25 protein-coding genes are annotated in these 26,168 nt (G+C 67.7%); 12 read left to right on the forward strand and 13 right to left on the reverse strand.

The features are described 5' to 3' along the window. Positions 1-138: 138 nt before the first annotated feature. The 5 genes from H3H55_RS34185 to H3H55_RS34205 form a co-directional block, all read right to left on the reverse strand. Positions 139-1,497, reverse strand: coding sequence for an NtaA/DmoA family FMN-dependent monooxygenase (locus H3H55_RS34185; RefSeq protein ID WP_193102624.1), 1,359 nt, complete (start codon positions 1,495-1,497; stop codon positions 139-141). Positions 1,498-1,509: 12 nt separating this feature from the next. Beyond that, a complete protein-coding gene (locus tag H3H55_RS34190; RefSeq protein ID WP_129518251.1) occupies positions 1,510-2,718 on the reverse strand; it encodes an aminotransferase class I/II-fold pyridoxal phosphate-dependent enzyme in 1,209 nt (402 codons plus the stop codon). A gap of 36 nt (positions 2,719-2,754) precedes the next feature. Then, entirely contained in the window at positions 2,755-4,458 is a 1,704-nt protein-coding gene (locus tag H3H55_RS34195) for a hypothetical protein (RefSeq protein WP_193102625.1), read from the reverse strand. Between the two features lie 78 nt (positions 4,459-4,536). Beyond that, positions 4,537-5,754: an ATP-grasp domain-containing protein gene (locus H3H55_RS34200; protein WP_226800683.1), complete on the reverse strand. Its 1,218-nt coding sequence runs from the start codon at positions 5,752-5,754 to the stop codon at positions 4,537-4,539. A gap of 49 nt (positions 5,755-5,803) precedes the next feature. Next, entirely contained in the window at positions 5,804-6,748 is a 945-nt protein-coding gene (locus H3H55_RS34205) for a hypothetical protein (RefSeq protein ID WP_193102626.1), read from the reverse strand. 167 nt (positions 6,749-6,915) lie between these two features. On the opposite strand from H3H55_RS34205, the gene H3H55_RS34210 reads away from it, so the two are divergent. Further along, positions 6,916-7,791: a LysR family transcriptional regulator gene (locus H3H55_RS34210; protein WP_193102627.1), complete on the forward strand. Its 876-nt coding sequence runs from the start codon at positions 6,916-6,918 to the stop codon at positions 7,789-7,791. A gap of 27 nt (positions 7,792-7,818) precedes the next feature. Here H3H55_RS34210 and H3H55_RS34215 read toward each other — a convergent pair whose 3' ends face one another. Next, the gene (locus H3H55_RS34215) at positions 7,819-9,087 is read right to left on the reverse strand and encodes an ATP-grasp domain-containing protein (RefSeq protein WP_193102628.1); all 1,269 of its coding nucleotides are present in this window, start codon (positions 9,085-9,087) and stop codon (positions 7,819-7,821) included. Between the two features lie 51 nt (positions 9,088-9,138). Further along, positions 9,139-10,572 carry an MFS transporter gene (locus H3H55_RS34220; RefSeq protein WP_193102629.1) on the reverse strand — a complete coding sequence of 478 codons (1,434 nt, stop codon included), beginning with the start codon at positions 10,570-10,572 and terminating at the stop codon, positions 9,139-9,141. A 455-nt stretch (positions 10,573-11,027) separates the two neighbouring features. On the opposite strand from H3H55_RS34220, the gene H3H55_RS34225 reads away from it, so the two are divergent. Next, on the forward strand, positions 11,028-12,149 hold the full coding sequence (locus H3H55_RS34225) for a TauD/TfdA family dioxygenase (RefSeq protein ID WP_129518243.1): 1,122 nt from the start codon (positions 11,028-11,030) through the stop codon (positions 12,147-12,149). Between the two features lie 103 nt (positions 12,150-12,252). Then, positions 12,253-13,191, forward strand: coding sequence for an ABC transporter substrate-binding protein (locus H3H55_RS34230; RefSeq protein WP_193102630.1), 939 nt, complete (start codon positions 12,253-12,255; stop codon positions 13,189-13,191). Between the two features lie 22 nt (positions 13,192-13,213). Here the strand turns inward: H3H55_RS34230 and H3H55_RS37495 are convergent, their stop codons facing one another. The 6 genes from H3H55_RS37495 to H3H55_RS34260 all read right to left on the reverse strand — a co-directional run bounded on the left by H3H55_RS37495 (position 13,214) and on the right by H3H55_RS34260 (position 19,074). After that, positions 13,214-14,104 carry an AidA/PixA family protein gene (locus H3H55_RS37495; RefSeq protein WP_226800684.1) on the reverse strand — a complete coding sequence of 297 codons (891 nt, stop codon included), beginning with the start codon at positions 14,102-14,104 and terminating at the stop codon, positions 13,214-13,216. Between the two features lie 65 nt (positions 14,105-14,169). Next, complete coding sequence (locus H3H55_RS34240; RefSeq protein ID WP_048251869.1) at positions 14,170-14,673, reverse strand: inclusion body family protein; 504 nt, start codon at positions 14,671-14,673, stop codon at positions 14,170-14,172. Between the two features lie 317 nt (positions 14,674-14,990). Next, positions 14,991-15,374: a GtrA family protein gene (locus H3H55_RS34245; protein ID WP_193102631.1), complete on the reverse strand. Its 384-nt coding sequence runs from the start codon at positions 15,372-15,374 to the stop codon at positions 14,991-14,993. A gap of 16 nt (positions 15,375-15,390) precedes the next feature. Beyond that, complete coding sequence (locus H3H55_RS34250; protein WP_129518239.1) at positions 15,391-16,434, reverse strand: glycosyltransferase family 2 protein; 1,044 nt, start codon at positions 16,432-16,434, stop codon at positions 15,391-15,393. A gap of 25 nt (positions 16,435-16,459) precedes the next feature. Further along, complete coding sequence (locus H3H55_RS34255) at positions 16,460-17,839, reverse strand: glycosyltransferase family 87 protein (protein ID WP_193102632.1); 1,380 nt, start codon at positions 17,837-17,839, stop codon at positions 16,460-16,462. Next, complete coding sequence (locus H3H55_RS34260; RefSeq protein WP_193102633.1) at positions 17,839-19,074, reverse strand: glycosyltransferase family 87 protein; 1,236 nt, start codon at positions 19,072-19,074, stop codon at positions 17,839-17,841. The genes H3H55_RS34255 and H3H55_RS34260 overlap by 1 nt, the downstream gene beginning before the upstream one ends. A gap of 714 nt (positions 19,075-19,788) precedes the next feature. On the opposite strand from H3H55_RS34260, the gene H3H55_RS34265 reads away from it, so the two are divergent. The 9 genes from H3H55_RS34265 (at position 19,789) to H3H55_RS34305 (ending at position 26,156) form a co-directional block, all read left to right on the forward strand. Further along, positions 19,789-20,025, forward strand: coding sequence for a hypothetical protein (locus H3H55_RS34265; RefSeq protein WP_193102634.1), 237 nt, complete (start codon positions 19,789-19,791; stop codon positions 20,023-20,025). Between the two features lie 99 nt (positions 20,026-20,124). Then, the gene (locus tag H3H55_RS34270) at positions 20,125-20,316 is read left to right on the forward strand and encodes a Flp family type IVb pilin (RefSeq protein ID WP_048251875.1); all 192 of its coding nucleotides are present in this window, start codon (positions 20,125-20,127) and stop codon (positions 20,314-20,316) included. 140 nt (positions 20,317-20,456) lie between these two features. Next, positions 20,457-20,648, forward strand: coding sequence for a Flp family type IVb pilin (locus H3H55_RS34275; protein ID WP_011349893.1), 192 nt, complete (start codon positions 20,457-20,459; stop codon positions 20,646-20,648). An 80-nt stretch (positions 20,649-20,728) separates the two neighbouring features. Continuing rightward, on the forward strand, positions 20,729-20,935 hold the full coding sequence (locus tag H3H55_RS34280) for a Flp family type IVb pilin (RefSeq protein ID WP_129518235.1): 207 nt from the start codon (positions 20,729-20,731) through the stop codon (positions 20,933-20,935). Positions 20,936-20,964: 29 nt separating this feature from the next. After that, positions 20,965-21,504, forward strand: coding sequence for a prepilin peptidase (locus H3H55_RS34285; RefSeq protein ID WP_193102635.1), 540 nt, complete (start codon positions 20,965-20,967; stop codon positions 21,502-21,504). A gap of 32 nt (positions 21,505-21,536) precedes the next feature. Beyond that, on the forward strand, positions 21,537-22,937 hold the full coding sequence (locus H3H55_RS34290) for an ATP-binding protein (protein ID WP_129518233.1): 1,401 nt from the start codon (positions 21,537-21,539) through the stop codon (positions 22,935-22,937). A gap of 35 nt (positions 22,938-22,972) precedes the next feature. Continuing rightward, a complete protein-coding gene (cpaB, locus tag H3H55_RS34295) occupies positions 22,973-23,812 on the forward strand; it encodes a Flp pilus assembly protein CpaB (RefSeq protein ID WP_129518232.1) in 840 nt (279 codons plus the stop codon). 104 nt (positions 23,813-23,916) lie between these two features. Continuing rightward, positions 23,917-25,839, forward strand: coding sequence for a type II and III secretion system protein family protein (locus H3H55_RS34300; protein WP_193102636.1), 1,923 nt, complete (start codon positions 23,917-23,919; stop codon positions 25,837-25,839). 20 nt (positions 25,840-25,859) lie between these two features. Continuing rightward, on the forward strand, positions 25,860-26,156 hold the full coding sequence (locus H3H55_RS34305) for a hypothetical protein (RefSeq protein ID WP_129518230.1): 297 nt from the start codon (positions 25,860-25,862) through the stop codon (positions 26,154-26,156). Positions 26,157-26,168: the final 12 nt, after the last annotated feature.

A 26,168-nucleotide genomic window follows, 5' to 3' on the forward strand; every position in this document is an offset into this window, starting at 1 on the left:
AGAGTGGGCGGCCGACGCGGTATGCCGTCGAGGCATCGCGTCGATTGTATATTTTTGCCGCGCAAGAGGACATTCGCGCCGGTATCGGCTCGCCACGCTTCAGTGCAGAACGGGCGGCCAGCCCACCGGATCAGTCGATCACCACCGGTAACGCGCTGCAGCATGATTGTCCGGCACCCGCGCGGCGGCACCGAACAGCTTTTCCCGGAACGAACCCGGCCCGTAGGCGGCCGGGTAGCGCTGGCGGCGCGTCAGTTCGGGAACGAGCAGGCTGGCGATCTGCCGGTAGGAATCCGGCAGCGTCAGGTACGGGACATTGAGCCCGTCGATGCCGGTCGTGTCGAACCAGTGTTCGAGCGCGTCGGCGACCGTACGCGGGCTGCCGGACAGCACCGGGCCGAGACCGCCGAGGCCGGCCCAGTCGATCACACGATCGACGGTCCAGCCGGACCCGTCGGCCTGCGCGAACTGGGTCGCGAGCGACTGGATCGCGCGGTTGTCGAACGTCGTCAACGGCGCCGCGCCATCGAGTGCCGCAAAGTCGATGCCGAGCCAGCCGGACAGCAGCGCCCGCACGGCGTCACGATCGACGTGCCGGCGGTAATCGGCAAGCGTCGCGGCGGCGAGCGCGTCGGTTTCGGCGACGACGATCGCCGCCTGCGCATAGATGCGGACCGCATCGCGCGGCCGGCCCGCCTGTTCGGTCCGGTCGCGGATCGCGTCGACGAGTTGCGCGAGCCGTTCCGGCGTATGGGCCACCACGAACGCGCATTCGGCGTGCTGCGCGCAGAAGCGGATGCCGCGCGGCGACGCACCGGCCTGGAACAGCAGCGGTGTGCGTTGCGGCGACGGTTCGCTCAGGTGGATGCCGGACACGTTGAAGTGCCGGCCCGCATGCGCGACGGCGCGCACGCGGGCGGCATCGGCATAACGACCGGCGGCCGCGTCGCGCAGCACCGCGTCGTCGCGCCAGCTGCCTTCCCATAACTGGTAGCAGACCGACAGGTATTCGTCGGCGTAGTCGTAGCGCAGGTCATGGTCGGCCAGCTCGGGACGGCCGAGGCTGTCGAGTGCGCCGGGCAGGTAGGACGTGACGATGTTCCAGGCCACGCGGCCGCGTGTCAGGTGGTCCAGCGTCGAGATGCGGCGCGCGAACACGTACGGGTGCTCGGCGAACACCGACGACGTGAAGCCGAAGCACAGGTTCTCGGTAACGGTGGAGAGGCCGGCGATCACCGGGAGCGGATCGTTGACGGGCAGTTGCGCGGCCGATTCGATCGATCGCGCGAGGCCGTCGCCGTGCGCCGCGTGGGGGCCGAGCACGTCGGCAAAGAAAATCGCGTCGAAGCGGGCAGCTTCCAGCAGGCGGCCGAGCGCGAGCCAGTGCGCCATGTCGAGATAGTCGCGCGAGCGGTCGTCGCGATGCGTCCACATCCCGGGCGCGAGGTGGGTCGGGCTGTTCAGCAGGAACGCGTTGAAGCGGATCGGCTTGCGCATCCGTGTCGTCCGTTACGCGCAGATCGGCGCGAGTGCGTCGACGCTCGCGCAGAATGCGTCGAGCTCGTCGTCGGTCATGTCCGCGCGGAGCGTGACGCGGACGGCCGGGCTGTCCTGCGGCACCACGGGAAAGAACACCGGCGACGTGAGAAAACCGCGCTCGAGCAGCGTGGCCGCCATCCGGTTCGCAAATTCGGCATCGCCGCAGCGGAGCAGCCGGATCGGCGACGCGCTGCCGTGCTGCGCGGTCGCGAGCGCGGCGTCGAAGCGGCGCAGGTTGTGTTGCAGCCGCGCCTGCAACGCGGGCAGCTCCGGCGACTGATGGATGTCGAGCGACGCGAGGCCGGCGCCGATCGCGGCCGCGTTCAGGCTCTGCGACCAGTTGGCGGGGCCGCCGTAACGATCGATCAGGTTGCGCGTGCCGGCGTCGCGATACAGCAGCACGCCGCCGCTCGCACCGAATGCCTTGGCGAGCGACGCGACGACGAACACGCGTTCGGGCAATTCGCCCAACACCGCATGCACCAGCCCGCGGCCGAGCGGGCCGATCGCACTCAGCGCATGGGAATCGTCGTAGTACACCAGCATCCCGTACTTCTGCTGCAACGCGATCACGTCGGCGACCGGCGAGACGCCGCCCATGCTGTAGAACGAATCGGCGATATAGGCGACCTGCCGGTGCTGACGGCACAGCGACTCCAGATGATCGAGGTCGTTGTGCGCGATGGTCAGCACGTCGGTTTCGTCGGCGCACGCGGGTTTCGCGTGGTTCATCGAGTAATGCGCGAAACGGTCGAAGGCCATCACCGGCCGCACGCCGTCGCTCAGCAGGCCGGCCGCCATCAGCGGCAGCATGCCGGTGCTCGCGGCGCTGCACGACAGCGCGACGCTGGCCGTCGCGCCGAAGTGTGCGCCGAGCGCCTGCTCGTAACGGTCGAGGATCGCGAGCTTGCAGCGGTTGCGCGAGTTGGCGATCCGCAGCGTGCGCGTCGCGCGCAACGCGTTCATCGCGCCTTCGAGGATGCGCTCGTCGTAGTCGAGGCCCAGATACGACGTCGTGCAGAAATGCGCGAACTGCCGGCCGTGCGCGTCGTGCAGCCGGTTACGGCCGGACACGGTCGCGTTGATGCCGGCGAGACCGATGCGCTGCGCATCGTCCCATTCGCCGTGCGAGCGCGCGACGACCTTCTGCAGATTGGTGTGGCGATTCCGCTGTTCCATGCCGGGGCTCCGGTGTGATGAAGGGGCGCGTGCGCGTCAGCCGAGCAGGCCGGCCCAGTACAGGCCGGCGGCCAGCTCGACCGCGCGCGTTTGCGTCGTATGGGCCAGCCGGAACGCGTCGCGCTCGATGGTTTCGTCGGGAAACTCGGTGATGAGCGTGAACGGCACGGTCGAGCGGTGATCCTCGAGCACATGACACGGAATGCCGTTGATGCGCGGGAACGGCAGGTCGCCCGCGTGTGCGTGCCACGCATGGAGTTGCCGTTCGTTGAATGCCACGAGTTCGTCCGATTGCGACAGCGCGTGGGTCAGCGCATCGAGGAACGGCCGCCCGTCGTGGCCCGCGTGGTGCCGCAGGATCAGGAAGAAACCCTTCGGAATCGACCAGAGTTCGCTGCCGCGTGGGACGTAGCCGCTGCGCGGCCGCGTCCATTCGTGCGCGGGGTAGCCGTGCAGACTCAAGTGCAGCCGTGCGCCGGTGCGTTCGATCGCGTCGAGGCGGGCGGCTTTCTCGCCGAACGGCGGTTGCGTGCGGGCTTCGAGGTCGTCGCCGAGCGCGGTGAAACGCGCGGCATGGGACAGGTGCGTCGGATGCGTAGCGCGCAGGTGATGATGCAGCGCGGCGCCGTCGGGATTCTCGAGCGGCACGAGCGCGTAGTGCGCATCCGGGCGTGTGTTGAGCGCATGGGCGGCCCGCAGCGCGCCGACGACGCCCGACGTTTCATTCGCATGCTGGCCGGCGGTGACGACGAGCCCGGGCAACGTGCCGCGCACGTAAATGCCGTTCACGCCGCGGCCCTGGTGAGAGGTGAAAGCGAATCGCTCGCCCGGCAGCGCGTCGAGCGCGCGGGCGACGTCTGGCGGCGACAGCGGCCGGTCGACCGCTGCGAGTGCGGCCGGCGACGCGAGCGTGTCGCCCGAGGCCGCTTCGGTTTCCGCCGTATCCGCGCGGACATGCGTTTCAAGCGTGATGCGCAGCGTCGTATCGCCTTGCGTGCGAACGATCTCGGGCACGATCTGGCCGGATTGCAGCGTGCGGTCGGATGCGTCGCGGCCCGCATGCGCGTGGAAGAATTCGGCCGCGCCGTAATAGGCGTCCTCAGTCCACGCTTCGAGCGTGCTGACGAGTTCCTCGCCATACGGCAGCGTACGCTCGATGCCCGACGTGGCGATCGCGATCCGCAGGATGTCGAAGAACGGCGCGTTGTCCGGCCACGGATGCGCGCGCAGCGCGTCCAGCGTTGCGGTGGCGGCGGCCTCGAATTCGGTGACGAGCGGCGCGTCTTCGATCAACGTGTCGCTGTGCCATGCCCGCAGCCAGCCGCACGGCGACGCGGTCGTGTCATTGGGCGCGAAGATGCGATGCGTTGCCCCGTCGGTTTCGACGACATAGTGTGCGGGATCGTCGCCGGGCTCGAACGCGAATTCGAGCGGCGCGAGCCAGCCCGCGAGCGGATACGCTTCGAGCCGGAACCGCTGGTGTGCGCCGGCGGGTGTGCGGACCACGATCCGGCCGGTGCGCGGCGGCGTGAATTCCTCGATGAAGAAATGCAGCAGCGGCTTGTACGCGCTGCGCAACACCACGTCGATGCCGCGCGCGGCCAGCGTGCGCTCGGCATCGCGACGCGCTGCTTCGTCTTCGAACAGCCAGGCCTCGATGCGGGTCGCGGTGCCGGCCGTGAAGCGGTCGGTCAACGTGCACAGCGTGCGCGGATACACGGCAGAAAAAAGCGTTGTCATGGTGAAGGAAGGCGGGGACGGGTCGGGAAATCGATCGGCGCGCGCCGGCGCCGGTCGTGTCGAAGGTGGGTCGTGACGTCAGCCGGAAACGGTCGACCGCGCGACAGGGTCGCCATGGGTCGACGCACCGGGATGCGCGGGCGTCCCGTGCGCACGATGCGCGGCCGGCAGTGCAACCCGCACATACAGAAACGCACGGCGTTCGCGATCGGGCAGCACTTGCGGCCCGTAGCTGATCGTAACCGCGCCGTCGTTGATCTCGCCGGCCTGCGCGAAACGCCATGCGCCGGGATCGCTGTCGAGCAGGAATTCGGCACGGGCATACGCGTGCGGCTCGAACAGCTCGGGGATCGCCACTGGGCGGCCGGCGAGCTTGTCGAGCAACGCGTCGACCACGTTGAAGCCATAACCGTCGCGCACGATGTCGCAGATGAAGCTGCCCGCGATACGCGGATTCAGTTCGATCACATGCGGCACGCCGTCGTGCACGATGCAGTCCAGGTGTACGGGCCCCCACGTGAGCCCGGCGGCCGCGGTCGCGCGCGTGCCGACGTCGATCAGCGCGCGCAGCGTGTTGGCGTCGAGATCGAGTTCGGACGTATAACCGCGTTCGAGAAAACCGGCGCCATGGCGCTTCAGCTTGCGCAGCGCGCCGACATAACGACCGTCGAAATACTCGACGCAGTATTCGCTGCCGCTCAGGAATTCCTCGATGACGACGCGCTCGGTCGCGAGCGACGGCGTATCGGCTTGCGCGGCGGCAAGCGCGTCGAGCTGCGCGCGGACTTCGGCGATATTCTCGCAGCGCCGCACGCCGTCGCTCGCCGAGCCTTCCGACGGTTTGACGACGACCGGAAAGCGCAACGGGTTGGCCGCGGCCGCGAGTGCCGCCGGCGCGGCCAGCGTGCCCGAGACGAATTGCGCGGCCGGGATGCCGTGCGCGGCGAGCAACGCTTTCTGGTTCGATTTCGACACGGCGTGCGCGACGTGCCGCGCATCGGGGCCGGGCAGGCCGAGTGCGTCGGCGACCCACGCGGCGGTGCGTGCATAGGTGTCGTGCGCGGTCGTCACGCGCAGCGTGTCGAGCTCGCCGGCGAAGCACGTACGCAGCCAGCCGGCGAGCTGACCGGCGTCGGGCGCGAGGTTGACAGTCTCGACGCCGTCGGGAAACACGCCGTCGAGACGATGGCCGGGCGCGGTGATGACGGTCACGGCCACCTGCCGCGCGAGCGCGGCGCGCACGAGGGCCACGCTGCTGCCGGTGGCGCGGGCGCCGATCACGATGAGTCGCTTCATGCTGGATCCTTGATCGAGGACGGAAGAATGGCGTCGCTTCACGCGCCGGCTAACGCGCACGCCGGCGCAGGCGTTGCGCTTCGAGGCGCGGCAGCAGGTGTTGCACGACGCGCGGCAGCGTATAGATCGGCAACTGCGCGCACGTGAACACGAGCGCCATGGTCGGTGTCGCGGCGAGCCCGAGCGCGGCCCACATCAGGCCGACGTTGCGATTGGCGACGATCAGCGCGACATTGAGCCGGGTGCGGACGTCGCCGGGCGTGAGCCCGTACGCGATGATCTGGAAACCGGCGTTGACGGCGAACGCCAGTGCGATCGCGGTCAATGCGCGCTGTGGCGCGTCGATGATCGACTGCTGCATGCCGGCCATCGTGCCGAGCGCGAACACCAGCAGCGCGACGACGACGATCGCATCGATGGGCGTTGCATAACGATCGAGCCGCGCACCTGCAAACCGCCGCACGAGCAGCGCGACACCTTCGGCGCTGCCGATCAGCAGCGCGAGTCGCAATGCGAGGCTCAGAGGCGAGATCGCCACGGCCGCATCGTGGCTGAACCACGCCGTCAGCAGCGGTGCGGTGAGCGGGACGAACACCATCGACGCAAGGGTCGCGACGAGCGCGACGCTCGCATCGAGCGACAGCATCCGCGCGATCGTCGACGTGCCGCTCGACGGCGGCGCGCAATACGCGATCACCAGCGCGACGACCCAGTCGTACGGCAGGCCGGCGAGCCGCGCGGCGATGCCGAGCGCGACCGGGCACGCGATCATCGTCGCGGCGGGCAGCAGCAGCGACACGGCCGGCCGTCGCGCGACCGCGCGCACGGCGCTGGGCTCGACGCGCAGCAGCGTGCCGAGCACGAACAGGAACACGGTGACGGGCATCAGCGGCCGCGCGAGAGCCGCGAGCGGCGGAACCAGCAGCCCGAGGCCGACGCCGCCCGCGAGCACGGTCGGGCCGCGCCGCACCGTCGCGGCGATCAGCGCGCGCACGGGCGAGCCTCGGGCCGGCGGCAAGCGGACATGAAACCGGAGCAGACAGCGGATGGCATGCGGATTCCTCGGAATAGGGCCGGCCAGCATCGAATGTTGCCTAGGCTAATCCGGATGATGTGCGAAGTAAAATGATATAAACTGAATCGGTAACAAGAGAAAGTGATATGAACATACCTCTGCTCGAAACCTTCCGGGCCGTCGTGCAGGAAGGCAGTGCGCTGCGCGCGGCCGAACGGCTGGGCTGCACGCAGTCGAACGTGACCGCGCGGCTGCGTCAGCTCGAAGAGTCGCTCGACGCGCCGCTGTTCGACCGGCATGGCAAGCGGCTGGTGCTGAACGATGCCGGGCGCCGGCTGATTCCGTATTGCGACCGCATCCTGCGCCTCGTCGACGAAGCCACGCAGGTGGTGCGCGAGACGCCGGTCGCGCGCAGCTTCCGGCTCGGGTCGATGGAAAGCACGGCGGCCACGCGGTTGCCGGCGCTGGCCGCCGCCTTGAAGGAGCGCGATCCGGCGCTCGGCCTCGTGGTGCAGATCGGCAGCGAGCCGGAACTGGCCGATGCGCTGCTGCGCGGCCGGATCGACGCGGCGCTCACCGCGCGCGCGGTCGTCCGGCCCGGGTTGCGCTACGAACCCGCGTTCGCCGAGGACATGGTGCTGGTGAGCGCGGCCACGGTCACGCGCCGGCAACTGCTGGCCGACACCACGGTGCGGCTGCTGGCGTTTCACGACGGCTGCCCGTATCGCGCGGTCGCCGAGCACTGGCTGAAGGCGCGTGGCTTCGCGATCGAATCGGTGGCGTCGTTCGGCACGTTCGGCGCGATCCTCGGGTGCGTGGCGGCCGGCATGGGCGTCGCGATCCTGCCGAAGCGGATCACGACCGAGCATGTGGCGCGCAAGGAACTGCGCGCACACGCGTTCGACGATCTCGACAGCGTGACGACCTATCTCGTCACGCCCGAAGAAGCGCCGGCGCTGCCTGAACTCGACGCATTGCGCGCGGTGCTGGGCCGGCAGGCGGGGGCGCTGCTCGCGCGCTAGTCGGCGGCGCCGGCAACGCCCGCTACGCTACGCCGGCGCGACCGCGCGTTCGTCCGCGAAGAAATCGGCCTCGATTTCGCGGATGCGCCGGCAATCCTCGAGCAGCCGCTCGAACGTCGGGCTGTAGAGGCCGACCGTGCCGAGCGCCGTCTTCAGGTCGGTGGTCACGCGCAGCGTGTCGCCGACCTTGATCCATTGCTTGAGCCCGACGAACGACGGCAGCGCCTGGATCGCCTGCCACGTGAAGTCCTGCCGGAGCACGCCGTTGCGCGACGACAGCAGCAGCACGTGCCCGCAATAGCCGCGGAAATCCGTCGGCGCGGCGGTTTCGCCGAACAGCCGCTCCGGATGCAGCACGGCTTCGACCGCGGCCGACACGTGATTCTCGCCGCTGACCGCGCTGGTCAGCCGCGGATCGAGGCTGCCGTGCAGCCGCGCGTTCAGCTCGACGATCGTCGGGCCGTCGGCGGTATCGAACAGCTCGAGATGGGTCGGCCCGTAGCGCACGTCGAGCGCGTCGAGCACGTTGGCCGCGTAATCGAGCAGCGGCGCGTAGCGCGGGTCGGCATGGTTCAGCACCAGCATCTTGTCGAGGCGCGGCGCGTGCGTGCGGTCGCGGTGCACTTCCCACAGGCTGACCACCCGATGGCGGCCTTCGAACGACACCGAATCGACGATGTATTCCTGCCCCTCGGAATAGCTCTGGATCACGATGTCGTCGTTCGGCTGGTTGTACAGCGAACGGGTGGCCAGCACGTCGCGCGCGGCGTCCTCGACCTGCGCGAGCGTCCGGCAGATCTTCACGCCGGCCACGCCCGCGCTGCGCGCCGGTTTCACGACGAGCGGCAGCGTGCCGTGCGCGCGGGCCCATTCGAGCGCTTCGTCGACCGACGTGCTGTGGAAGTGCGCCGGCGCGCGCAGGCCGGCCTGGCGGATGCGCTCGTTCATCACGAACTTGTCGCGCCGCACGGCCGACGTCGCGAGGTTGTTGCGATACGGCACGTCGAGCCGCTCGGCCAGCGTGTCGGCCAGCTCCAGCGCCGCGTCCAGGCCGTGCAGTACCGCGCCGATCCGCAGGTCGCTCAGTTGCGCGAGCGTCGCGTCGATGTCGCCGCGATGCTGGATCTGGCGGACATAGTCGGACGGGACGAACTGGTTCCAGTAGATGTCCGGCAAATCGGGGTCGCTGATCACGTGTGCGCAACGGATGCCGTACGCGCGAAACGCGGGCGCCAGGTAGGCGGCGGTCGACGCGCCGTCGACGATCAGGACGGTATCGATGAAACGATGCTGCATGGATTCCTCGCTCGGCTGTGGGATCGGTTGAAGGGGGCGGGTGTCGCGTGCTCAGGCCCGCGTGCCGGCGTTCGATGCATCGCCCGGCCAGCGCGCGGCCAGCACGATGCAGACGGCGACGAGGACAGCCGCGACGGCGAACGCGCGCGTCGCGCCGGCCACGATCGCCGCGCCCTGGCCCGCGACCAGCGCGCCGAGCGCCGCGACGCCGACGGCGGCGCCGACCTGGCGGGCGGTATTGAGGATCGCGGACGCGGTGCCCGACCGGCCGGCCTCGACGCTGCCGAGCATCGTCGACGTCAGCGCGGGAATCGCGATGCCGCCGCCGATCGCCATCGCCGCGAGCCCGGGTGCCAGCAGCGCATAGGGCGTGTGCGCGGAGAGCGTTTGCCACAGCCACACGTAACCCGCGAGCGACACGGCGAGTCCGATGATGACGGTCGCGCGGAACCCGTACCGGACGGCGAGGCGCGCACTCGCGATATTGGCGAGCATGATGATCGTGAGCGGCGCGAGCGCGAGCCCCGATTCGGTCGCGGTGAAGCCGCGCGCGTTCTGGAAATAGAGGCTCAGCGAGAAGATCAGCCCGTAGAACGCGGCATTCGTGACCGCGCCGATCGCGAGCGTGCCCGGCACGCGCGCGATCCGGAAGAACGCGAGTTGCAGCATCGGCGCGGCCACGCGCCGCTCGATCGCGACGAACAGCGCGCCGAGCACGACCGACGCGGCCAGCGCGCCGGCCGCATACGGGTCGCCCAGTCCGTGCGCGCCGGCCCGGATGATCCCGCCCGTCAGCAGCCCGAGCACGAGCACCGCGACGATCTGGCCGGCCGGGTCGAACAGCCGCGTGCGCGCGGCGGCCGAATCCTGCACGTGGCGCAGCGTGAGCCACAGCCCGAGCGTGCAGATCGGCAGGTTGATGAAGAAGATCGCGCGCCAGCCGAGCGAATCGATCAGCAGGCCGCCGAGCGTCGGCCCGGCCGCGCTGATCGCGCCGCCCGTCGCGCTCCACCATGCGACGGCTTTCACGCGCGCGGCGGTATCGTTCGCGCAAGCATGCGTGATGAGTGCGAGCGACGTGGGCAGGATCATCGCGGCGCCGACACCCTGCGCGACGCGTGCGGCGATCAGCGCCGCCAGCGACGGCGCGAGCGCGCAGCCGAGCGACGCGAGCAGGAACAGCGCGAGGCCGTACGCGAACAGCCGGCGGCTGCCAAAGCGGTCGGCCAGCGTGCCGGACGTCAGCAGCAGCGCGGCGAACGACAGCGTGTACGCGTCGACGATCCACTGCAGCCCGTGAACGCTCGATCCGAATGAATGACCGAGGCTCGGAATCGCGACGTTGACGACGGTCACGTCGAGCTGGACGATCGCGAAACCGAGGCTCGCGGCAGCAACGGTCGGAAAGATCGCGCGCAGCGACGTGCGGTGCGGCGGCGCGGCCGTGGCGAGCGCGCTGTCGAGCGCCGGAGCCTGCTCGGTCATCGCGGCTCCCGGGCTGCTTGGGGCGAGTGGTGCGCGTGGCACGAGAGGCCGCATGCCGGCAACGGCACGTCGGTTCCGAAGGCGCAGCGCGGCAGGCGGTATCGGTTCATCTGGCGGGTTTCCGTATGGCGGATGAAGGGAGCAGGCTGCCCGTCGAGGGCGGTCCGCATCGTCGAATCCGACAGAAAACTAGCATCGACTCATAGGCGAATACAAATAATAAGCAGCGATTTTTTAACAAGTATTCGTGTTAAAGGCCGGCACGATCGATGCAGCATGACGCCGGCCGTGTTGCTGAACTTATATCGATTATTTTTGTTAGCAATCGATTTAATATCATTTCGCAACGCAACAGAGGTCTCCTAGTCTTGTCGAGCGCTGCGCACCGAGGACGGCACGGCGCGGCGGTGGTGCCTAACCGCTCTTCGACCCAAGATTCTTTATACGAGAGACCTATGACCTATCTCGCAGATGAACGCATCGTTTTGACGGCAGCGGAATCCGGTCACATCCGGAAGACGCTCGGCGCGCTGGCCTACGACCCGGCCGGCGGCGCCGGCTACATCAGCGCAGTACGCAAGCTCGCCTACAACGCCTTTCCGGACCGGGTCGTCGACGCATTCGACCGCGCGAAGGCGCCGACCGCGGACGCGCACGGCTCGATCGAGATCGACAACCTGCCTATCGACGATGACGTGCAGGGCAGCCCGAGGTTCGAGGAAACCGGCCGCTCGTTCAAGGCCGGCGTGCTGAGCGAGAACGTGCTGGTCGCGCTGAGCACGCTGGCCGGCGAGCCGTATTCGATCGCGCACGAAGGCCGCGAGCTCGTGAACAACCTCACGCCGCACAAGGCGACCGCGCGCGACTATACGGGCCTCGGCTCGGAGGTCGAGCTCGATTTCCATATCGAGAACGCTGCGCAGGCCCACATGCCCGAAGGCGACACGTCGCCGTTCGCGTTGCTGCTGCTCGGCGTGCGCAGCGAGGCCGGCGGCGGCCCGTACACGCGGCTCGCCGATGCGCGCCGCGCGCTGCAACTGCTGTCGCCGGACGATATCGCGCTGCTCTACGGCGAGCACTACATCATCCGCGTGCCGTACCGGTGGCGCGGCGCGGCGCCGACGCCGCGCGACAACACCGACCTGAGCGCCGTGCTGTCGGGGCCGCTCGATGCGCCGCGCGTGACGGTCGCGTTTTATCCGGACATGGTGCTGGCGGTCAACACGCGTGCGCAGGAGGCGCTGGCCAACCTGTATCGCGCGGTGCGCGAGGTGTCGTTCGGTGTCCAGGTGTCGCCGGGCAAGCTGGTGCTGATCAACAACCATTTCACGCTGCATTCGCGCGACCGCTTCGATCCGCAATACGACGAGAACGATCGCGCGTTTCGCTGGGTGCAGCGCGTGTTCGTCGCGCGCAGCCTGTGGAATTTCCGCGCATTCACGCCGCTGCAGGCGCGCGTATTCGATCCGAAAGCGCTGTATGCGGGCGAGTCGCCGGCGCAGCAGCGGCCGATACCCGTCGCGCAACCGGTGCCGCAGCGCGCGGCCGCGGCCGAACTCGAAGCCACGCCCGCATGAGCGGGCCGCGAACGCGGAGGGGGCGGCGACCTGCGCTGACCATCGTCCGGCCCCCGTTCTCGTTCAGCCAATGCGTCAACGAACCGGAAGGAACCCCGACAACATGAGAAGAACAGCATTTCCCGTGGCGCGCGTCGTGCGCGTGCTGGCCGCCGTCCTGCTTGGCGGCAGCGTTGTTGCGCAGGCCGCCACGTTCGACCTGAGCCCCGAGCAGCCGGGCCGGCAGCGCGGCACCGTGAACCCGGTAGTCGAACAGGCGTTGCCGGGCGGCTTCAAGTTTGCCGAAACGAATACGCTGACGATCGGCATCGCGCCGAACCTGCCGCCGCTCAGCACGTACGCGACCGATGCGCGCACGGTGGTCGGCTTCGATCCCGATCTCGCGCAGCTCATTGCAGACAGCGTCGGCCGCAAGCTGAAGATCGTGCCGCTCGCGTGGGCCGACTGGCCGCTCGCGCTGCAGTCCGGCAAGGTCGACGCGGTGATCTCGAACGTGACGGTCACCGAGCAGCGCAAGGAGAAGTTCGACTTCTCGACCTACCGGCGGGATCAGCTCGGTTTCTATGTGAAGAACAACAGCCGGATCGCCGCGATTCGCGAGCCGAAGGACGTCGCGGGGCTGCGCGTCGTGACCGACTCGGGGACGAACCAGGAAAAGATCCTGCTCGAATGGAACCGGCAGAACGTCGCACGCGGCCTCGCGCCGGTCGAGACCCAGTATTACGCCGATGCGGCGGAGCGCTGGGTCGCGCTGCAGTCGGGCCGCGTCGACACGATCTTCAGCGTGAATTCGATGCTCGCGTATCAGGCATCGTTGCGCGGCGATGCGAAGCTGATCGGCACCGTGAGCGGCGGCTGGCCGCGCACCGCGGATATCGCGATCACGACGCGCAAGGGCAGTGGCCTAGCCGATCCGCTGACGATCGCGATCAATGCGCTGATCGCGAACGGCAGCTACCGGAAGGTGCTCGGCCGCTGGAGTCTCGATGCCGAGGCGATCGACAAGTCGCAGACCAATCCGCCGGGGCTGCCGCGCACCTGAGCGCGATGCGGCGAACGTGCGATCAGGTGATCGGCCACTGCAGGATGACGATCCCGTCGTTGAAGTCGCTGTCGGCGCCGTCCTCGGACCCGAGCCAGCCGAGCCACACCGTGTCGCCTGCGGACAGCGGCGCCAGGCGCGCATCGGTCGCGGACTTCCTGCCGTTGGCCGATGCATCGATCCGGATCTTGCCGCCCTGCGAATTCAGCGTGAACAGCCTGACGCCGTCGTCGCTGTTGCCGACGAACGACGCGGCCGGTTCCGGCGCATCGTCGATGAACAGTTTCAGGTCCTGCCGGTCGGCGGCATTCGCGTAGAAGAGCGCCTTGAACGCGGTATTCGGCGGCAGGTTGAAGTTGCCGTTCCGGTCCGACGACGGCTTGAAATCCGGTTGCTTCGTGTCCGGCTGGCTGCCGGCGATCTCGATCGACGTTTCCCAGCGGAAATAACCCGACACGGCGCCGTCGCGATCGAGCACGGCGAAATCGGCCGTACACGTGGTGGTGCCGGCGGCCAGCACCTCGCTGCGCCAGAAATGGTCTTTCATCGGCCGGCACGATGGATTAAGCAGGTCGTCGCCATCCGGTACCGGCGCGGTGGCGTCGCGCACTTCCGCTTCGATCGGCGCGACGATGCCCGCATCCTTCAACGCGAACCGGACGAACAGCACGCTCAACTCGGCACGCAGCGCCAGCGCGGTTTCGCGCAGGTGCAGCGCGTCACCTGGCGCGAGGCCGGCAAAGAGCCGGTTGTCGTTGTGGCCGAGCTGCCCGGCGTCTCCTGGGCTCAACACGTAGATGTGCCGGCCGTCGATCACGGTCGGTGCAGCGGCATCCCGGCTCGCATCGGGGTAGGTCGACAGCAGCGTGACGGCATCGACGATCGCGAGCACATCGCAACGAAGACCAGACATGAACACTTCCTCCGCAACAAGGGAACGACACGGGCGACCGCCGCGCGGCCGCCCGCCTGCCGCGATCAGTTATGGATCGAGATGAACGGATCCCACGAGAAGCAGCCCTGGCTCTGGCAGTTGCGATCGATGATCTGGAACTGGAAGTGGTAGGTCACGCGGCCGACCTTCAGGCATTCCGACGACCAGTAGTAGTTCGCGACCTTCTGGCACGTCGGCACTTCCGGCTTGCTGGTGTTCGGCACCGGAATCGACGCTTCCGCGACCCGCGGCGTCGGCGTCGAGATCAGTTCGTTGCCGACGTTGCCGATGAACTTGTAGAACACCACCTGGTTCTCGAAGCCCAGCGACAGGCTCGTTTCACGCCAGCGGATCAGGTCGCCGACCTGCGCCTTCAGGTCGAGTTCGCCGCCCGCCTGCCCGGAGATGACGTTGTCCTGGTTGGTCACCATATAGACATAACGCCAGTCGATCAGCGTCGGCGCGGCCGGATTCTTGCTGGGATTCGGATATTTCTTGAGAATGGTTTCGGTATCGAAAGAAACGAGCACATCAGTGACGCGTGACATAGAAGCTCCCGTTTGAATGAATGGGACTAATTGTTGCGCGAATTTCTTCGTGCAGCGGCCATCGCCTTGTCCTGCAAAGCTCCACGCTGATTGGGGCACGTACGGATGCGATGGCGAATGCAGGTTATCCCGTTCGATTCATTCTGGAAGCTGTGAAAGTAAACAGGGTCGTTAAAATAATTTCAGACGGTAATTTTAATATCGGAATCAATCGAATCGATGGGCGACATAAATATCGCTACATTGAATCTGTTAATTGATTGGGCGATTATTTTTCTGAAATGAGAAAAGAGGCGGGACGGCCGGCGACAGGCCGCTTAACGGTAGGTCCAGAGCCGATGCAGCACGAACGTCGTCGGCGGGATGAGCAGCGCGATCACGACGATGCTCATCCCGCGCGACACGTCGAACGCTTCTGCGGCCCGCGCGAGCAGCAGCGTTTCGAGGAAGCCGGCCAGCGTGACCGCGAGAAAGCGCAGCGCGTTGCGCGTGCGCACCGTCGACGAGAAGCTCCACAGCGTATTCGCGAGATACGAGAACGCCGTGGCGCACAGGAACGCGACCGCATTCGCGGTCACCAGCGTCGCATCGCACATCTCGAACATCGCCGATGCGACCAGCGTGTGGATCGCGGTCGAGAACAGCCCCGACAAACCGAAGCGCACGAGCCTCGTGCGTTCGGCATAGAGCAGGTCGATCATGGCCGTCTGCACGCGTTCAGCGTCCGTCGATCCGCGCACGGATCGGCTGCACGCGCCGGCGTGCGATCTGGCGGCGCGCGTCGCGCGCGACCGGGAGCTCGATCACCTTGGCATGCGCCTGGTAGCGGCGGCGGATCAGGTACACGGGCCGTTGCTTCGACTCGTCGTAGATCCGCCCGATGTATTCGCCGACCACGCCGATGCCGATCAGCTCGATGCCGCCGATGAACAGCGTGATCGAGATCAGCGACGCGTAACCGAGCACCGGATTGCCGAACAGCAGCGTGCGCAAGACGATGAACGCGCCGTACAGGAACGCGAGCGCGGCGATGCCGACGCCGATGTAGGTCCAGCTGCGCAGCGGCACGGTGCTGAAGCTGGTGATCCCTTCCAGCGCGAAATTCCACAGCTTCCAGCCGGAGAACTTCGAGTGTCCGGCGCTGCGCGGATCGCGCTGGTATTCGACGATCACGGTGCGGTAGCCGACCCACGCGAACAGCCCCTTCATGAAACGGTGCCGCTCGGGCAGGCTGCGCAAGGCGTTTACGACCTTGCGGTCCATCAGCCGGAAGTCGCCGACGTTCTCCGGCAGCTTCACGTCCGACAGCAGGTTGTGCACGCGGTAGTAGATCGCGGCAGCGGTGCGCTTCGCGAACGAATCGCAGGCGCGGTTGCTGCGCTTCGCCGCGACGACCTCCGCGCCGTCGCGCCAGTGTTCGATCATCACCGGAATCAGGCTCGGCGGGTCCTGCAGGTCGGCGTCGAGCGGGATCACCGCGTCGCCGGCGGCTTCGTCGAGCCCGGCCGTCAACGCCGCTTCCTTGCCGAAGTTGCGGGTGAGATCGATGACGCGCACGCGCCGTTCGGCGGTGCTGATCCGGATCAGGCGTTCGAGCGTGTCGTCGCGGCTGCCGTCGTTCACGCAGACGATCTCGAAGCGTATCGACTCGATGGCCGTCAGCAACGGAATAACGACGCCGAAGAAGTGCTCGACGGCCTCGCCTTCGTTATAGAACGGCACGACCAGCGAAATGAGCGGTGTGTAGTGTGGTTCCCGCATGATGATTCCCCTTTGTGATGTCGCTTCACCGGTCCGCGCCGAAAGTCGGGCGGCCGGCGCGGCGCATTCCGTACGCCGGGCGGTGGTGCGGTCGGACCGGATGCGCGAACCCGGTCTCGGTCGAGTAGTCGCGTGCGTCCGGTATCGACGGCACGTCGTGTCGTTCCTGGGCGATCCGGCTGACGAGCAGCGCGAGCGACGCCAGCGTGACGAGCGGCATGAACTGGAACGACAGATGCGGCACGACCGCCAGGCCCGCGAGCGGCATCGGCCACATCAGCATCAGCCATTCGCGATCGAAGCGCCGCCAGCCGTGGGTCCACGCATAACGCGCGTACCACGCGATCACGATGCCGTACCACGTCAGGTCGTAGTCGTACAGGTACGGGCTGACGAGCAGGCATGCGCACACGAGGGTCGCGGCGCGCAACGCATAGGAACACGCGCCGCGCCACGCGTAGACCACGGCGAAGACGGCGGCCGCGGCCGACAGCAGCTGCAGGCTGCGGGCGACGAGCGCGGGCCAGCCGGCCATCGTCGCGAGCGCGAACACGGTCGGCATGCGCGCGAGCTTCGCGTGACCGGTGCCGACGATCGCATACACGTTGCCGATCACATGCGCGAACGAGACCCACGGGCCGACCCCGAACGCGAGCGTCGCGAGCGCGGCGCTGCCGGCGATCGTCGCGGCCCACGCGGCGAGCGCGCGCCATTGGCCCGCGCACAGCAGCGCGAGCGGGAACAGCACCGCGAGCTGCGGCTTCATCGTCAGCAGGCCGAAGCAGATCCCGGCGCAGACGGGGCGGCGGTTCAGTACGAGCAGGCCGATGCCCGCGAGCAGCGCGGTGAAGAGGCTGGTCTGCCCGACGATCACGGTGAGGAACGCGCCGGGGAAGGCGAGCGCGCACAACCACGCGGCATCGCGCTGCACGGTCGCGCGGATCGTCGCGGCGAACAGCGCATACGTGATACCGAGCCACAGGACGAGCGCCAGCGTGTACGGCAACCAGCCGAGCGGCAGCACGAGCAGCAGCATCGTCGGCGGATAGAGCCACGGCAGCGTGCCGTCCGCGAGCGTCATGGTCGGGACCGCGAGCTTCTGGACGGCGAACAGCGCGGGGAAGTGCCATGCGTCGGCGCCGTGCCCGTGCGCGGCGAGCCACGCGGCGCTCCAGATCGGCGAGAAATCCTGCGACAGCGGCTCGAGTGCGCCGTGGCGCGACAGGGCCACGCGGATCACGTAGATGCCGATGAACAGCAGCTCGGCCAGCAGCACGCCGGCCGCATAGAGGCGCACGCGATCGCGATTTAGCCAGTGCGGGTAGCGGCGCGGGCCCGCGATCGGGAGTTCCGGATGCACGTCGACGGCCGGATGCGCGTGGCGGGCAAACGAGGGCGCCTTCATCATGCGCTCCGCGACGCGAGCGCCGTGCGGCGCACGACGACGAACAGCACTGCGAGCAGCACGAGCGGCCCGATCTGCGGCAGCTTCATCAGCCGGTTCAGCATTTCGAAGATCGGCAGCAGCCATGCGAGCAGGAGAATGCCCTGGTCGCCGGGCAGCCAGCCTTCGTCGAGACCGTAGGCGAGCAGGCAGAAGATCGCGATGCCGAGCCACGTCAGTTCGTAGTTCCACAGATACGGCGTCGTCAGCAGCGTGGCGACCGCCAGCACCGCGCCGCGCAGGCGCATGTCGCGCGTGCGGCGCCACACGTCGACGGCGGCCGTCAGTGCGAGCACGGCGATCGCCGCTTGCGCGGCCAGCGCGACCGCGACCGGCGCGCCCGCGAGCCGCAACGCGGCGAACGGTGTCGGCGATGCGAGCCAGTACGACGCGAGCATGAAATGCTGTTCGCGTACCGTCGACATCGCGTGGCTCAACCCGTGCAGCGCGGCGGGGCCGGCCAGCGCGACGCCGGCCGCGGCGAACAGCGTCGCGCTGATCGCCGCAGCCGCGAAGGTGCGCCACGCACGCGCCGCGATCAGCACGAACGGGAACACCACGGCCAGCTGCGGCTTGATCGCGAGCAGCCCGATCAATACACCGGCCAGGATCGGCCGCTTGCCGAGCAGATGCAGCGCGAGTGCGGCGAGGCCGGCGGTCAGGATGCTGTTCTGGCCGAACAGCGCGGACATGCACACCGCCGAATACCCGAGCACGACGAGCGCCGCCGCGCGCGGCACGGGAAGATGCGCGCGCAATCCCGACAACCGCGAGACGGCGAACGCGTAGCATAAAAGACTGCCCGCGAAAAAGAGGAAATATGCGGGCAGGAAAGGCACGAGGGCAACCGGCGCGATGAACAGCAACATCGTCGGCGGATAGAGCCAGGGAAGCGGCCGGTGCTGCAGATACGCACCGAAGTGCGCGAACTCGGCCTGCAAGAATGACGAAGGGTCGTAGGCCGATGCCGCGTGGCCTTGCAACACGAGATGCGATGCGGTCCAGAAGACCGAGAAGTCGATGCCGGGGCGAGCGGTGGCGTTCGAGGTGAAGCCGTCGGTCACGATGCCCCAGACGATCAGCAACGACGCGAAGAGCATCAGCATGATGCAGCTGTACGGAATGATCCGGTCTGCTGTCAGCCATTGAGCCCGGTGTATGGCGCGATCGCGCGTCCCACGATTGGCTGTGTGCATGATGCCCCGTATGTGGTTGTAGCCGCTTGGTCTGTCGCGGCTGTTTCATGTTGTCGTGCCGCCGGATCGAATCGCTCTGAATGGCGTTGTCCGGTGAATGCATTGTTGGAGAAAAAATCGCACGACGCAAACCACGCACGGAAACCCGGAATGTCGATTGGCCCGTGATACGCGTGAAAACGGCGTTTTCAGGTATGAGAAATCGACACGGCCGGAATTTATGTATCCGGCTTGAAACATTTGGCGATTTTCGTCGGTGTGGCACGCCGCCGATCCCGCGAAACAGGACCGGCTTCCTGCGTTCGGGAAAGTCCCGAGAAAAAATTTGGACCCTTTGCGCAGCGCGGCGACGCGTATCCCGGCGTGCCGCGTTCGCCGGAACGCGTATATCAAATCTGAAACATTTTGCGTATCGCGTCACCGCCCGGGGAGCATGGGGGGCGCCGCAACCCTTGATGGGCCTCGATTCCGCTCGAGGTGGTCCGCTCTTTGCGTAAGCGTTGGCACGGCAGTCGACGACGTGATGACCGGGCGGTTCTGAAAAAAGACAGACGGAACCGACTCGACAATCACCCGCGGAAAGAAAGGCCGGAGCGCATCGGGGAAACACGCAGCTCCAGGTCGAAGAACCGCGAGAACCATCGTCGGCCGGCCAATGAGACCCGGTATCGTCAGGGCAATAAAAATCGGCATGGCAGCACACGGGGTATAAAAATGAAAGACCACAGCACATCGCGGCTCGCAGACCGCGACAAAATCGATCTGCAGCATCGCCGGGAGTGTGTCTCCCGTTCAATTGAATTCCGCGCATCGAACGGCAATGACGCCGTTCCGGCCGATCGGCTCGCCGGCTTCATCCGGCTGATCGAACCGGTTGCGCATCTCCTGCGTTTCCTCTCGCTCAAATCCGTTCGCACGGACAGGTGTGTGCATCCCTGTCTTCGCAGCTGAGCGTCGCGTTCCGATTTTCTTGTAGTGCCGGTGGTGCCCCCGTCCCCGACGTCGTGTCCGACGAAGGGAATTTAATAGCAGTCCGAAAGGAGATTACTCATGTCAAGAGTCATCGAAAAGATCGCATGGTTCATCCAGGATCAGGAAGGTGTGACGGCCATCGAATACGGCCTGATCGCCGCGCTGATCGCGATCGGAATCGTCGTCGCGTTGACGACGATCGGTACGGATCTCAAGACCGTGTTCAGCACGGTTGCGGCTGATCTGGACTCTGTAGTAGCAGGCATCTGATGGGCGGCACGACGAGCGACTCATCCGAATCGTTCGTCGCCACCATACGGCATCAACAACCTGTCTCGACGTATCGATGCACGGTCAACCGACCAGCCGGCACGCGAGCGCTTTGAGCATCACCACACAAGGAGATCATCATGTCCAAGTTCATTCAACAAGCCAGCCGTTTCGTTCGCGATGAAGACGGCGTGACCGCCATCGAATACGGCCTGATCGCCGCACTGATCGCAGTCGGCATCATCCTCGCGCTGTCGACCATCGGGAAGGACCTCAAGACCGTGTTCAGCACGATCGCGGCCGACCTGGATTCGGCGGTGGCAGGCATCTGATGGACCGTGCCGCGGACGGCTCGGCTGGTGCAGTGCTCGAGCCGTCCCGGTCTTCCGATCAACCGGAACCGGAGATCATCATGCGGACCCAAGTGCGTGTCGTCAGCCGCTGGATCGGCGACGAGCAAGGCGTGACGTCGATCGAGTATGCGTTGCTCGCGGCGATGTTCTCCGTCGCCGTGCTGGGCAGTGTCGTCACGCTGAAAGGCTCGCTCGGCGATGCGTACGAGGCGGTCGCGACGGCCGTGACGCTTGCCGTGACCACCGCGATGGCGCTGGTTTCCTGATTCACCGAATTCGATCCGCGAGGTTCGCCATGTTACCTGTTGCGCCGCCTTACCCGGTTCCGTTGTGCGTGACGCTGCTCGCGGTCGCCGCGGCCAGCACGGACATCGCGACCCGACGCATCCCGAATCGCCTCGTCGCGCTCGGACTCGGCGGCGCGCTGATCGCCCAGTGCATGTTGCACGGCGTCCTGGCCGGCGCACTCGGCTGGCTCGCTGGCGCCGCGACCGGCTTCGGCCTGCTGCTGCCGTTCTACCTGTTGCGCGGCATGGCGGCCGGCGACGTGAAGCTGATGCTCGCGATCGGTGCGTGGGTCGGCGCGGAAATGACGTTTTACATCGTGCTGGCGACCTTCATCGCCGGCGGGATCGGCGGCATCGCGTACGCGCTGTTGCGCGGCCGGATGCGCCAGATGTGGGCGAACGTCCGCGCGCTGATCGCGCGGCGCTCGCAGGGGGCGCGCACGGATGCCGCCGACGGCCCCGTGGAAATCGCCTCGGTCGGCACGCTGCCGTATGGCGTGGCGATCGCGGCCGGCACGCTGGGCATGCTGTTCGCGTCGTGCGCATAGCGCGACGAACCCGCATAGAGGACGGAACGACCATGAACACGAACCACACCGAACCGAGACGCGACGCGCAGGTGGCCCACCTGCCCGATCCGCTGCCGTCGCGGGAGGCGCATACGAAGCTGGCCACGCAGCTGCCGGCGGCGCCGCGCACGCTCGCGGAAACCGGGCTGAGCACGACCTTCGTCGCCGGCCTCGTGCTGAAGTCGACGCTGATGCTCGGCCGCCCGTCGTACGGCGACCTGGTCGAGCGGCACTGCCTGCCGCTCGCGGTGCTCGACGACATCTTCGCTTTCCTGGTGCGCGAGCATCTCGTCGAACTCACCCATCGCGGCGCGACCGATCTCGACGTGACGTTCCGCCTGACCGACGCGGGCCGCGTGCTCGCGCTCGAGGAACGCGCGCGCAGCGGCTACAGCGGGCCGGCGCCGGTGACGCTCGATGCGTATCTCGCCAGCGTGAGCGCCCATTCGGTGCACAAGCTGCACATCGCGCAGGAAGACGTGTGGAGCGCGTTCGAAGGCATCGTGATCGACACGTCGGTACTCGATGCGGCGGCCGCGGCGCTGAACGCGGGCCGTCCGCTGCTGATCTACGGCCCGGCCGGCAGCGGCAAGACCTTTCTCGCCGAGCGGCTCGGTTCGCTGATGCACGGCCGCGTGCCGGTGCCGCATGCGATCTGCGCGGCCGGCGAAGTGATCCAGATCTACGACCCGCTCGTGCACGTCGACGTGGCGTCGCAACCGGGCAGCCAGTCGGTCGATCGCCGCTGGCGCCTGTGCAAGCGGCCGGTCGTGATGTCCGGCGGCGAACTGACGCTCGACGAGCTCGACCTGCGTCGCGACGAGGCCGCCGGTTTCTACCAGGCGCCGCCGCACATGAAGGCGAACATGGGCATGTACATCGTCGACGATCTCGGCCGCCAGCGCGTCGAGCCGCGCGACCTGCTCAATCGCTGGCTGCGCCCGCTCGATCGCGGCGTCGATTTCCTGACGCTCGAATCCGGCAACCGCTTCGTGCTGCCGTTCGACGTGTGGCCGGTGTTCTCGAGCAACCTCGCGCCGGACCAGTTCTGCGACGACGCATTCCTGCGCCGCCTCGGCTCGAAGCTGCACGTCGGGGCGATGTCGATCGACGCCTACCGCGCCGTGTACGACGCGGCCTGCGCATCGCTCGGTCTCGTCTCGGCGAGCGATGCCTTCGACTACCTGCTGCACCGGCTGCACCTGCCGACCGGCAAGGCATTTCTCGCGTGCTTTCCGGCGGACCTGCTGCGCCTCGTGGCCGCCGGCGCGCGTTACCGCGGCGATCCGCTCGAGGTGACGCACGACGCGTTGTACGACGCGTGGGCCAGCTATTTCGGCGCGGCGCCCGAACGGGACGGCAGCCATCCGCCGCCCGTTGAGCGCGGTGGACGTACGTTCATCACCGGTTGAGCCGTTTCTTTCACGATTCGTCGAGGAGCATTGCCATGAAAAACAGTCGAGCGCTCATGATGCTGGTCGTCGCGATGGTCGCGGGTCTTGCCGCGGTCGTGTTCGCGTCTCACTGGCTGGTACAGACATCCACGAGTTCGGTCACGCCGGTCGCGGTGGCCACCACCGACCTGAACCTGGGCGAACCGCTCGGGCCGAACCAGATCCACATGGTCAGCTGGCCGTCGGGCAGCGTGCCGACCGGCGCGTTCACCGATACGAAAGGGCTCGAAGGGCGGGTCGTGCGCACCAGCCTGTCGCGCGGCGAGCCGGTGATCGAGGCGAAGCTCGCACCGGTCGGCACGAAGGGCGGGCTGTCCGCGGTGATCGCCGACGGCAGCCGCGCGATCACGGTGCGCGTCAACGACGTGGTCGGCGTCGCGGGTTTCGCGCTGCCGGGCAACTACGTCGACGTGATCGTCAACACGCAGGAACAGCAGGGCAAGACCGACGGGCAGAGCATCTCGAAGATCGTGCTCGAACACATCCTCGTGCTCGCCGTCGCGCAGCAGGTCAGCCGCGACGACACCGCGCCGAAGGTCGTCAACGCGGTGACGCTGGAAGTCACGCCCGACCAGGCTGAACGGCTCGACCTCGCACGCAGCGTCGGCACGCTGTCGCTCGTGCTGCGCAACCAGGTCGACCAGAAGACGCTGAACACCGGCGGCGCGACCAAGATAACGCTGCTCGGCAAGGAACCCGTGCCCGAAGCGCCGCCGGCTCAAGTACACGTGCGCACGGTGCGCGTGCACGTCGCGTCGCACGCGGCGCCGGAAGCGCGGCGCGACTGCGTCGGCGTGCTGACGGGCGTGAAGGGCAGCGTCGAATGTTTCTGAAGCGAATCAACACAGCCAGATAAACAGATTGGCCGTCCGTGAAGCGCGGCGGCCTGGGAAGTCGACAACCGGCACGGCGCCGGTCTCTCGGGGGATCAGACGAAATGAAGATCAAACCGCAATGCACAGGTACCGGCCCACTGCGGACGCGCGTCGCACGGGGCACGATGATGGCCGCGATCCTCTGTTCAGGATGGCTGACCGTATATGGCGCACTGGCCCAGGAAGGCATCGAAACGGGCGTGCTGACGAAGGGTGGCGCCAGCGCGCCGGCCGCGATCGGCAAGGGTCCCGTGCAGATGACGATCAGCATGGCGCCGGCAGCGGCCGCCGCACCCGCCGCTGCGTCCGGGCCGCTGCACGGGCCGAACTGCGTCGGCGCGGTGCGCGAATCGACCAGCGTCAGCGTGCCGCTCGGCAAGTCGCTGCTGGTGCCGATGCCGGAGCCGGTCCGCAATCGGACGATCGGCAACCCGGCCGTCGCGCAGGCAACGATGGTGTCGCCGCAGACGCTGTACATCCTCGGGCTGTCGGTCGGCACGACCAACATGATCGTGCAGGGCAGGAGCGGCGCATGCCGCGTGATCGACGTGGCGGTCGGCGCGGATGCCGGCGGGCTGCAGGCATCGCTGCAGCAGCTGATGCCGAGTGAACGCGACATCCGCGTGACGACCGCGGCCGGCACGATCGTGCTGTCGGGCACCGTGTCGAGCTCGCAGGCCGCGCAGCAGGCCGTGCAGATCGCACATGCCTACGGCGACAGCGCCGGCGACCCCGCAGCGGGCGGCAAGGCGGGCAGCGGCGTGCTGAACATGCTGGCCGTCACGTCGCCGCAGCAGGTGATGCTCGAGGTGAAGGTGGCCGAGGTGTCGAAGACGCTGATCAACCAGATGGGCAGCGCGCTCAACATCCAGGGCGGGTTCGGTTCGTGGAGCGGCGCGCTGGTCAGCAACCTGCTCGCGGGCGTGTCGAGCGCGGTCGCCTTCAGCAAGGCGAACAACAAGCCGTTCAACATCGCGGCCGATGCGCAGAACACCGACAACCTCGTCAAGATCCTCGCGGAGCCGAATCTCGTGACGATCAGCGGCCAGGAAGCCACGTTCCTCGCCGGCGGCAAGATCTTCATCCCGATCCCGCAAAGCAGCGGCAACGGCACGTCGTCGATCACGCTGCAGGAAGAGGAGTTCGGCGTCGCGCTGAAGTTCACGCCGACCGTGCTCGCGAACGGCCGGATCAGCCTGAAGGTCGCGCCGGAAGTATCGGAGCTGTCGCAGACGGGCGTCACGCTGAGCGCGACCAACATCGGCGGCACGTCGATCCTGCCGCTGATCACGACGCGGCGTGCGTCGACGACGGTCCAGATGAGCGACGGCGAATCGTTCGCGATCGGCGGGCTGATCAAGGACAACGGGACCGGCTCGCTGAAGGCGATCCCGGGTGTCGGCGAGGTGCCCGTGCTCGGCGCGCTGTTCCGCAGCACGTCGTTCCAGCAGGACCGCACCGAGCTGATCTTCCTGATCACGCCGCACCTGGTGAAGCCGCTGCAGACCGCGGACGTGCCGCTGCCGACCGACAGCTTCTCGAAGCCGAATGAAGTCGACGTGTATGCGACGGGCAACATGGAAGGTCGCGGCGGGGTCCGCCGGCCGGGCACGCAACCCGCGAACGGCGCAGCAGCAGCCCCGCAGGCACCGGCCCAGGCACCGGCACCGGCACCGCAATCGGAAGCGCCCGCCGGCGCGGCCGCCGCGCTGCCCGCGCCGCGCGCGCCGCAAGGCACGGATGCGCAGCCGCCGGTGCCGGCCGAGCCGCACAAGACGCCCGCGCCGGTGGCGGCCACCGCACCGCAGCCCGACACGGCCAACGCGGCCCGTATCGCGCACATCGAAGCCGCCGCCGCGCGCCTTGCGGCGGCTGGCCCCGACACGCCGGCCCAGCCGGCGGCGCGATCCACGCACCGGATACCGGCGGCTCCACGCGCACAAGTTGCACGTGCGAACGCGGAACCCGAATCCACCGATCGTTGAACCCATCCAAGGGGACGCTCATGAAATCCGCCTACCTCGTATTCGTGCGCCGCGCGGCGCTCGCCGTACCGCTCGCCTTCGCGCTTGCCGGCTGCATGTCGTCGACGCCGGTGTGGGACACCCGCTTCGGCGAATCGGTCCGCGCGGTGATGCAGGCCCAGATCATCGATCCGCATGCCGCCGAACACGCGACAGCGCCGGCGGTGGTCAACGGCGGCGCCGCCACGGCCGCGCTCGACAACTACGACAAGTCGTTCAAGCAGGTCGATCCGCCCGCCAATGCCTTCGTGATCGGCATCGGCAAGGCCAGCCAGTAACGACGGCACGCT

Source organism: Burkholderia sp. Z1, assembly GCF_014893795.1.
In the GTDB taxonomy this organism is placed as follows: Bacteria; Pseudomonadota; Gammaproteobacteria; order Burkholderiales; family Burkholderiaceae; genus Burkholderia; species Burkholderia theae.

Excerpts from the sequence above, each read along its gene's own strand:
- H3H55_RS34185 (WP_193102624.1), bottom strand. The coding sequence starts at position 1,497 with ATGCGCAAGCCGATCCGCTTCAACGCGTTCCTGCTGAACAGCCCGACC.
- H3H55_RS34190 (WP_129518251.1), bottom strand. The coding sequence starts at position 2,718 with ATGGAACAGCGGAATCGCCACACCAATCTGCAGAAGGTCGTCGCGCGC.
- H3H55_RS34195 (WP_193102625.1), bottom strand. The coding sequence starts at position 4,458 with ATGACAACGCTTTTTTCTGCCGTGTATCCGCGCACGCTGTGCACGTTG.
- H3H55_RS34200 (WP_226800683.1), bottom strand. The coding sequence starts at position 5,754 with ATGAAGCGACTCATCGTGATCGGCGCCCGCGCCACCGGCAGCAGCGTG.
- H3H55_RS34210 (WP_193102627.1), top strand. The coding sequence starts at position 6,916 with ATGAACATACCTCTGCTCGAAACCTTCCGGGCCGTCGTGCAGGAAGGC.
- H3H55_RS34215 (WP_193102628.1), bottom strand. The coding sequence starts at position 9,087 with ATGCAGCATCGTTTCATCGATACCGTCCTGATCGTCGACGGCGCGTCG.
- H3H55_RS34220 (WP_193102629.1), bottom strand. The coding sequence starts at position 10,572 with ATGACCGAGCAGGCTCCGGCGCTCGACAGCGCGCTCGCCACGGCCGCG.
- H3H55_RS34225 (WP_129518243.1), top strand. The coding sequence starts at position 11,028 with ATGACCTATCTCGCAGATGAACGCATCGTTTTGACGGCAGCGGAATCC.
- H3H55_RS34230 (WP_193102630.1), top strand. The coding sequence starts at position 12,253 with ATGAGAAGAACAGCATTTCCCGTGGCGCGCGTCGTGCGCGTGCTGGCC.
- H3H55_RS37495 (WP_226800684.1), bottom strand. The coding sequence starts at position 14,104 with ATGTCTGGTCTTCGTTGCGATGTGCTCGCGATCGTCGATGCCGTCACG.
- H3H55_RS34240 (WP_048251869.1), bottom strand. The coding sequence starts at position 14,673 with ATGTCACGCGTCACTGATGTGCTCGTTTCTTTCGATACCGAAACCATT.
- H3H55_RS34245 (WP_193102631.1), bottom strand. The coding sequence starts at position 15,374 with ATGATCGACCTGCTCTATGCCGAACGCACGAGGCTCGTGCGCTTCGGT.
- H3H55_RS34250 (WP_129518239.1), bottom strand. The coding sequence starts at position 16,434 with ATGCGGGAACCACACTACACACCGCTCATTTCGCTGGTCGTGCCGTTC.
- H3H55_RS34255 (WP_193102632.1), bottom strand. The coding sequence starts at position 17,839 with ATGAAGGCGCCCTCGTTTGCCCGCCACGCGCATCCGGCCGTCGACGTG.
- H3H55_RS34260 (WP_193102633.1), bottom strand. The coding sequence starts at position 19,074 with ATGCACACAGCCAATCGTGGGACGCGCGATCGCGCCATACACCGGGCT.
- H3H55_RS34265 (WP_193102634.1), top strand. The coding sequence starts at position 19,789 with ATGAAAGACCACAGCACATCGCGGCTCGCAGACCGCGACAAAATCGAT.
- H3H55_RS34270 (WP_048251875.1), top strand. The coding sequence starts at position 20,125 with ATGTCAAGAGTCATCGAAAAGATCGCATGGTTCATCCAGGATCAGGAA.
- H3H55_RS34275 (WP_011349893.1), top strand. The coding sequence starts at position 20,457 with ATGTCCAAGTTCATTCAACAAGCCAGCCGTTTCGTTCGCGATGAAGAC.
- H3H55_RS34280 (WP_129518235.1), top strand. The coding sequence starts at position 20,729 with ATGCGGACCCAAGTGCGTGTCGTCAGCCGCTGGATCGGCGACGAGCAA.
- H3H55_RS34285 (WP_193102635.1), top strand. The coding sequence starts at position 20,965 with ATGTTACCTGTTGCGCCGCCTTACCCGGTTCCGTTGTGCGTGACGCTG.
- H3H55_RS34290 (WP_129518233.1), top strand. The coding sequence starts at position 21,537 with ATGAACACGAACCACACCGAACCGAGACGCGACGCGCAGGTGGCCCAC.
- cpaB (WP_129518232.1), top strand. The coding sequence starts at position 22,973 with ATGAAAAACAGTCGAGCGCTCATGATGCTGGTCGTCGCGATGGTCGCG.
- H3H55_RS34300 (WP_193102636.1), top strand. The coding sequence starts at position 23,917 with ATGAAGATCAAACCGCAATGCACAGGTACCGGCCCACTGCGGACGCGC.
- H3H55_RS34305 (WP_129518230.1), top strand. The coding sequence starts at position 25,860 with ATGAAATCCGCCTACCTCGTATTCGTGCGCCGCGCGGCGCTCGCCGTA.